The 6,984-nt window shown below is 65.8% G+C and carries 7 protein-coding genes and 1 pseudogene; 4 read left to right on the top strand and 4 right to left on the bottom strand.

The window, feature by feature from the left end; genetic code table 11:
- The first annotated feature begins 399 nt into the window (after window positions 1-399).
- The 4 genes from NS1_RS31635 (at window position 400) to NS1_RS31620 (ending at window position 3,536) form a co-directional block, all read left to right on the top strand.
- The gene (locus NS1_RS31635) at window positions 400-1,116 is read left to right on the top strand and encodes a hypothetical protein (RefSeq protein WP_157125499.1); all 717 of its coding nucleotides are present in this window, start codon (window positions 400-402) and stop codon (window positions 1,114-1,116) included.
- Window positions 1,113-2,333 carry an L-2-hydroxyglutarate dehydrogenase gene (gene lhgD, locus NS1_RS31630; protein WP_062990453.1) on the top strand — a complete coding sequence of 407 codons (1,221 nt, stop codon included), beginning with the start codon at window positions 1,113-1,115 and terminating at the stop codon, window positions 2,331-2,333. The genes NS1_RS31635 and lhgD overlap by 4 nt, the downstream gene beginning before the upstream one ends.
- Before the next feature lie 71 nt (window positions 2,334-2,404).
- A complete protein-coding gene (locus tag NS1_RS31625) occupies window positions 2,405-2,878 on the top strand; it encodes an SRPBCC family protein (RefSeq protein WP_056824125.1) in 474 nt (157 codons plus the stop codon).
- Between the two features lie 10 nt (window positions 2,879-2,888).
- A complete protein-coding gene (locus NS1_RS31620) occupies window positions 2,889-3,536 on the top strand; it encodes a ribonuclease H family protein (protein WP_084504686.1) in 648 nt (215 codons plus the stop codon).
- A gap of 92 nt (window positions 3,537-3,628) precedes the next feature.
- On the opposite strand, the gene NS1_RS31615 is transcribed toward NS1_RS31620, so the two are convergent.
- The 4 genes and pseudogenes from NS1_RS31615 to NS1_RS41025 all read right to left on the bottom strand — a co-directional run.
- Entirely contained in the window at window positions 3,629-4,399 is a 771-nt protein-coding gene (locus NS1_RS31615) for a hypothetical protein (protein WP_062990451.1), read from the bottom strand.
- A gap of 129 nt (window positions 4,400-4,528) precedes the next feature.
- On the bottom strand, window positions 4,529-5,707 hold the full coding sequence (locus NS1_RS31610) for an MlaD family protein (RefSeq protein ID WP_062990449.1): 1,179 nt from the start codon (window positions 5,705-5,707) through the stop codon (window positions 4,529-4,531).
- The gene (locus tag NS1_RS31605; RefSeq protein WP_062990447.1) at window positions 5,704-6,792 is read right to left on the bottom strand and encodes an MCE family protein; all 1,089 of its coding nucleotides are present in this window, start codon (window positions 6,790-6,792) and stop codon (window positions 5,704-5,706) included. The genes NS1_RS31610 and NS1_RS31605 overlap by 4 nt, the downstream gene beginning before the upstream one ends.
- An 8-nt stretch (window positions 6,793-6,800) precedes the next feature.
- Window positions 6,801-6,984 (bottom strand): annotated as a pseudogene (locus NS1_RS41025) (mammalian cell entry protein); the annotation flags it as partial.

Here is a 6,984-nt window from a genome sequence, read left to right as displayed (position 1 = left end):
CCCTAGGGAGCGGCGGCCACGAAGTGGCCGGTCCGCGGCCAGGTGCCGCGGACACGCGCGCGCCAGCGCGCAGATAAACACAGGCGAGCGCCTTCCCTGAGCGCCATTCGTGCCGACTGCCCCGGACTTCATTGGCCGGGGGTGACCACCGTGGCAGTCGTGAATGACGCTCGCCTGCTTCCATCAGATACCCGTTACGCGGTGTGAGAAACACTTGCCCATGCGAAAACCCGCCCCGACTAGGAGTGATACGGCATCGTTTCGGATGTGGCTCTGATCTCACTGCGGTGGAGCGGTTACTGTGCGGCTCAACACGTAACGTGGAATCAGCACGTGGCTTTCAACGATGCGGGCCCGTTCAACTCGGGTATACCCACAGCCACAGGAGGGAACCGCATCGTGACCGCACATCGGCCTGCTCAGATCGTGCGCCTGTCCGCGATCGTGATCTCCGGCGCAGCCAGCCTCTGCCTCACCTTCGCCGCGGGCGCCTACATCGTCAATCACATGCCGGAGCTCGGCCCGCCACCCGCGAACGATCAGGCGGAACCGACCGCGACGCCTAACCCCGGCCCTCATCGACCCTTCTCGCTCGAGGACTCCGCACCACGCGCCGGCGTCGAGCTGGCCATGTCTTTCGGAGCGCCGACGCTGACCACCGAGCGCTCGGAACCCGCAGCCACGCGCACGCCGATCACTGCCCAGCAGTCCGGAGTCGGTGCGCGACCGGCCAATTCGCCGCTGACCGGACGGGTGGGGATCGGCGGCACCTATGTCGGCGCGCAGGTGGCGCCACCGCGCAGCGACAGCGTGTCCTTCACCGTGGACACGAACCTCGTGACGGTGGCGGCGAAATACCTCGGCCTGACTCCGGATCCGGCCGCTGTGACCGCACTGCACACCGAATTCGACGCGCGCCGTGGGCAATTGGTGTTCGTATTGTCGGATCCCGGCCTCGGCAGCCACACGCTGCGGGTCGAGGGAACGGGCACCGAACCGGCCGAGACCCCCAGCGCCGAGACCCCCGGCACTGCCACGGAATCCGCCGACGACGAAGGCGGCACCGAAGCACCGCGGTCCTCGATCGAGGACACCCCGACTACCGTCGGCGTGTGACTCCTCCTCACGGCACCTCGAGCGGTGCGTACGACTTCTGCGTGGTCGGCGGCGGCATCGTCGGCGTGGCCACCGCGCATCGGCTGCTGACCGAGTATCCCGATGCGAGCCTGGTCCTCATCGAGAAGGAAGCCGCGCTCGGCGCGCATCAGACCGGGCACAACAGCGGCGTCATCCACTCCGGGATCTATTACCCCCCGGACAGTTTGAAGGCGCGGCTGTGCCGGGCCGGTGCGCGGTGGACGAAGGAATTCGCCGCGGCCCACGACATTCCGTTCCGTGAATGCGGAAAGTTGCTGGTAGCCACCGATTCCGCCGAACATGAGCGGATGCTCGCGCTCTACGAGCGCTCGATCGCCAACGGTGTGGAGGTCGAGGCGATCGATGCGGCCGAGCTGAGGCGGCGCGAACCACGGATCAGCGGCGTAGGCGCGCTGTTCGTGCCTGCCACCGGCATCATCGACTACACGAAGATCACCGCCGCGCTCGCCGTCGAGGTCGAGGCGATGGGCGGGAAGATCCTGCTCGGCACCGCTGTCGACGCGATCACCGAGAGCGCCTCAGCTGTCACGGTTTCGGGTCCGAGGGGCTCGGTCACCGCAGGCACGCTGATCGTCTGCGCGGGCTTGCAAGCCGACCGGATGGCGCGAAAGGCCGGGATAGACACCGATTTTCGGATCGTGCCGTTCCGCGGCGAGTACTACCGACTCCCCGCTGAGCGATCGGACCTGGTGCGCACGCTGATCTACCCGGTGCCCGACCCCGCGCTGCCGTTCCTCGGCGTACACCTGAGTCCCACCATCGACGGCGAACTCACCGTCGGCCCGAACGCGGTACTCGGCCTGTCGCGGGAGGGCTACCGCAAGGGCAGCGTGAACCGGCGCGACGCCATCGACGTGCTGAGCTTCGCCGGCGTGCGCCGGGTGGCCCGCGACCATCTCGCCACGGGGGTGCGCGAGCTCCGCAATTCGGTGTTCAAGCGCGGCTACCTCGCCGAATGCCGCAAATACTGCCCCGAACTCACCACCGACGACCTGCTCGCTCACCGCGCGGGCATCCGGGCCCAGGCGGTGCTCCGCGACGGCACCCTGGTGCACGACTTCCTCATCGAACGCACGCCCCGCTCGATCCACGTACTCAACGCGCCCTCCCCGGCCGCCACGTCGGCGATGCCGATCGCGGAATACCTGGTCGAACAACTCTATTCCGCTGAATAAACCGGAGATTTGTAGTACTTTTGGCTCCTGTACGCGTGGGCGAGGAAACCCATCCGGATCAGGGAGGGCCGATGGGCCACATCAGGTTTGCGAGTGACGTCGGCGCGACGGTAGACGCCGCCTTCGCCTATACCGAGGATTTCCGCCACGGGCAGCAGTGGATGTTCGGCGTCACCGAGGTGACGCCACTCGGCGAACCGGATCAGGGGCTCGGTGCCGCTTTCGCGGTGAAAGTCCGGTTGTTCGGAGTGATTCCGCTGCGATCATCGGTGGAGATCACCGAATATCGGCGCAATGCCGTTATCGGGTATACCCTGCGTGGGCGGGTATACGGAACCGTTACCCTACGCTTCGATCCACTCGGCTACGAACGGTCGGTACTGACCTCCGAAGCCGACTATCCACCACCACGCGGCATGTTCGGCCGCCTGTGCCACGGCCTCGTCGACGCGGCCGCGAAATCGGCACTGCGCCGAACGGAATCGCGGTTGCGAAGGGAGATAGAGGCATTCCACGGTACCGATCTTGTCGGCCGCATCGCCTAGGGTGGCGGTCATGATCATCGTGAGCACCGACGGGTCCTGCCTGCGCAATCCCGGTGGTGCCATCGGCTGGGCATGGGTGAATCATTCCGGGCCCGCCGACAGCGGCGGTGCCGCCAGCGGCACCAACCAGATCGCCGAGCTCCGCGGCGTGCTGGAAGCCATCCTCGCCCACCCCGGCGCCGAACCGATGCTCATCGAGAGCGACTCCCAGTACGCCATCAAGTGCGCCTCGGAATGGATCACCAGCTGGCGACGCAACGGCTGGCGCACCTCCACCGGCGGCGCGGTGAAGAACGTAGAGATCATCAAGCAGATCGACCGGGCCATCACCGGCCGCGAAGGGCCGGTGCGTTTCCGCTGGGTGCGCGGGCACGTGGGCAACTACTTCAACGAACAAGCCGACAAACTGGCAGGCGAGGCCGCGCGGGCAGTCCGCGACGGTGTACTGATACCTGCGGCGCCAGCCGCCCCGGACCCGGTTCTCGGCCGCCTTGATTCTGGACTGACCAGAGGGTGCGACGAAGGAGTGCCCGGCGGGAGGGAAGAATCGAGGCTTCGGGGCCGAGAACCCGCGGCACCAGCCGCAAATACTACGGTCTCCACAGGGAAGTCGGTCGCAGCTGACGCGCCGGTGGCAGGGACTCTCACCCTGTTCTAGGTGCGGTGCGACCGGAGTGGGACCGGACAACGAAACGCCGCGGGCGATGAATCTGCCCGCGGCGTTTCGGTTGACTCAGTTTCCTGACGTGCTCAGTTCCCAGGTGTCGGGGCAGGCGCCGGAGCGGGAACCGGTGCCGGAACCGCCTGACCGGGAGCCGTGCCGCCGCCACCGGCCGCGGCGCCGCCACCGTTCTTGAGCAGCGGCGAGTCCAGCTTGCTGACCAGCCACTTGTCGCCGGAGTGCTCCAGGCTCATCTCGATCGCGAACATCATCCGATCGGGCTGGGTCTGGGTGAAGTTGGTGCGGTACTGGGTCATGGTGACCATGGCCTTGACGTCGTCGGTGCTGCCCGACATGTAGGCGCACTGCACGTCTTCGCCGGTCGACTTGACCTGGGCCTGCACCATGGCGCCCTTGAGCGCCTCGCTGGCATCGCTGAACTCCTTGAGGTAGTCGCCGGTGGCGCCCGCCTTCATCGACGCGATATAGCCGTCGAGATCCTTGGAGTAGTCGTAGTTGGCCAGGATGGCGCCGTAATCGCAGGCCGCCTTGGTGGACTCGGCGATAGCGTCGAGCTTTTCGGCCTTGTTGTTGTTCTGCAGGAAGAACACCACACCCGCGGTGATCGCGCCGACTGCGACCACACCGGCCACACCTGCGGCGATCCAGCCCGTCGAGCTCGATGTCGCGGTCGGGGCAGCGGCCGGAGCCGGCGCCTCGGTCACGGTTTGCGCCTTGACAGTCGGCTGATCGACCTCGGGAGTGGCCGCCGCACCCTTCACGGTGTCGTCGGTCTTCGCCAGATCGGGCTTGTCTGCCGCGGCAGCATCGGACTTGCTCTGGGCATCGTCGCTGGTCATCGAATCAATCCTGCTCTTTCCCGGCGCACATGATCGCACCGATTTCCGATTGTGGTCCGTGAGCCGGGCCACACGTCTTCCCCGCGAGTATGCCCGGTCAAGCTGTGAACAGCCTGGCCGGGCACCATCTCACTTGGCGGGAATAGGTGTCCGCTCCTTCGGGTCGACACCGGGCGGCATCTGCGCGCCGTTATTGGGCACGTTCGGGCGCGGGGCGTTGGCCGAACCACGAATCTGCAGGTCAGAGGTCGGGTTGGTGCAGTAATTCCACTTCGGAATGCTGCCGTCCTGGACCTCTTCGTTGCGCCGGTACTCGGTGTCGTAGTTACACGTCGGACGTGGCCAGATATCGATGATGGTGTGGAATTCGCCTTCGTGCGCCGGGGCGCCGATCGACCCGAGGCCCAGCGCCAGCGACGGGAACAGCAGTCGCAGGGCGGGCTGACGCAACTGCGCCGCCTTGGTGATGGCCACGAAGTTGGCCGCCAGCGAGCTGATCGGATCAGCCGTCGAGTCCAATACCGCACCGAGGGTTTCGAACTGCGCGGGCGCGTTGTCGAGCACGCCCTGCAGCTCGGCGTTGGCGTTGTTGAACTGGGTGAGCAGCGCGCCCGAATTACGGGTGAGCGTCTGCAGATCCGGCTGAGCGTTCGAGGTGGTCTCGGCGATCACCCGCAGGTTGGCGATGAGGTTCACCGTCTGCGGAAGCAGGTTGTCCAGACCCGCGACCACCAAGCTGACGCCGTTGATCAAGCCGCGCAGCTGATCGGGACCGGCACCGAGCGCGATATCGAGCTCGTCGAGGATCACGTCGAACTGCTTCGGATCCACCTGGGCGATCAGCGCGCTCGTGTCGTCGAGCACGGCCCACACCGGAACCGGCGTCTGGATCTGCTCCGGGCTGTACTTGATCACCGCGCCGTCGCTGAGGAACGGGCCGACATCGCTCTTCGGACGGAAGTCGATGTACTGCTCACCCGCCGCCGACAGCGCCGCCACCTGGATCATGGTGTCGACCGGGATCTTGAAATCCTTGTCGATCTGCGTCTTGGCGGCGATCGCCTCGCCGTCGTTGATCAGTTCGATCGAGGTGACCTTGCCGATCCGGAAACCACGCATGGTCACGTCGTTGCCCGGCTGCAGACCACCGGAGCGGTCCAGGTTCACGGTGACGTCGTACTCGGATCGCAGCGGATTGACCCGCATCACGTTGACCAGCAGGTACGTCCCGCCGAGCAACAGCACGACTACGAGCGCGCTGTTGGCCAGCAGAATCTTGCTGCCGGCGAACTTCTTCAGCCTGCTCATCGGTGGCCTCCCACTCGGCCCTGAACGATCTGCAGCACCTGGATGAAGCTGCCGACGAAATCGTTCACATCTTTCATGTCCCAGAGCTTGCTGTTCGCCGGGTCGGTCAGCGCGCCCACATCGAGGTTGGTCAGCGTCGCGTACGGCGCCAGACCCTTACCTTGGAACGTCTGGTTGGCGCCGGGGCGGATCGCGTGCAACTGATCCATCACATATCCGAAGTCGTTGCCGGTCGCGGCCAGCGCGTTCATCAGATTGTCGAGATTGGTGAGCAGGTCGGAGAGCTGATCACCGGTGGTGTTGGAGTAGTCGCCGAGGGCGGCGGTGGCCGTTGCCAGCTTGGTGAGCAGGTCACCGATCGCCTTGTTGTTCTCGGCGATCGCGCCGATGGCCTGGGGCAGCGTGTCGGCCACCTGGCCGAGCTGGCCCTTGTTGGCCTCGATGGTGTTGGCGAGGGTGTTGAACTCCGTCAGTACCGAGTCGACCTTGGCGCTGTTGTTGTTCAACTCGCCGATGACACCGGTCATCTCGTAGATCAGGTGGCCGAGTTCACCGCCGTGCCCGTTGAGGATCGAGCCGAGTTCGGTACCGAGCCTGCTCAGACTGGCGACGCCGCCGCCGTTGAACAGCATCGACACCGAGACCAGCAGCTCTTCCACCGTGGCGCCGGCCGAGGTGGCTTCCAGAGTGAACGTGTCACCCGCGGCCATGTCGGGCCCGCCCGCGGCGTTCTTCGGGCTGCTCAGCGCGATGAAGACGTCGCCGAGGGGAGTGGCCTGGCGCAACTCCGCGGTGCTGCCCTTCGGCAGCTTGTAATCGACGTTGATCTCCATGTCGACCATGGCCTCGAAGTTCTTGGTCGTGATCGCCGACACGACGCCGACATCGGAACCACCGACCTTCACCTTGGCCTGATCGGGCAGGTTCAGGGCGTTCTCGAACTTCGCGTGCAGGGTGTAGGTCTCGCCGCCGGTGCCCGGCTTGGGCAACGGCAGATCCTCCACGGTGAAGCCACAGCCGGTCGTGATCGCGACCGTGGCCAATGCGGCTGCGGAGAGCAGCGCGCGGCGTGCCTTCATCGTCATTCGTCGGTTCATTTCGTCAGTCCGAGCAGTGCGGCGGTGAGCCCGTAGTCGGGGCCGAAGTCCTGGACGTTCCCGGTGGTGCGGCAACCATCGGGCCGCATCTGGATCCGCTCACAGAACACACTGACGATCTCGCCCGAGAGAGCGGTACCGACCAGGCCCTGCAGGCGGACGAAGCCCTTTTCCTTGTTG

The sequence above is a fragment of the Nocardia salmonicida NBRC 13393 genome, from assembly GCF_001613085.1.
Lineage (GTDB): Bacteria > Actinomycetota > Actinomycetes > Mycobacteriales > Mycobacteriaceae > Nocardia > Nocardia salmonicida.
This window is presented reverse-complemented; position numbering and strand designations above follow the sequence as displayed.

Coding starts and splice junctions, on each gene's coding strand:
- NS1_RS31625 (WP_056824125.1), top strand. CDS start 2,405: ATGGGCCACATCAGGTTTGCGAGTGACGTCGGCGCGACGGTAGACGCC.
- NS1_RS31620 (WP_084504686.1), top strand. CDS start 2,889: ATGATCATCGTGAGCACCGACGGGTCCTGCCTGCGCAATCCCGGTGGT.
- NS1_RS31615 (WP_062990451.1), bottom strand. CDS start 4,399: ATGACCAGCGACGATGCCCAGAGCAAGTCCGATGCTGCCGCGGCAGAC.
- NS1_RS31610 (WP_062990449.1), bottom strand. CDS start 5,707: ATGAGCAGGCTGAAGAAGTTCGCCGGCAGCAAGATTCTGCTGGCCAAC.
- NS1_RS31605 (WP_062990447.1), bottom strand. CDS start 6,792: ATGACGATGAAGGCACGCCGCGCGCTGCTCTCCGCAGCCGCATTGGCC.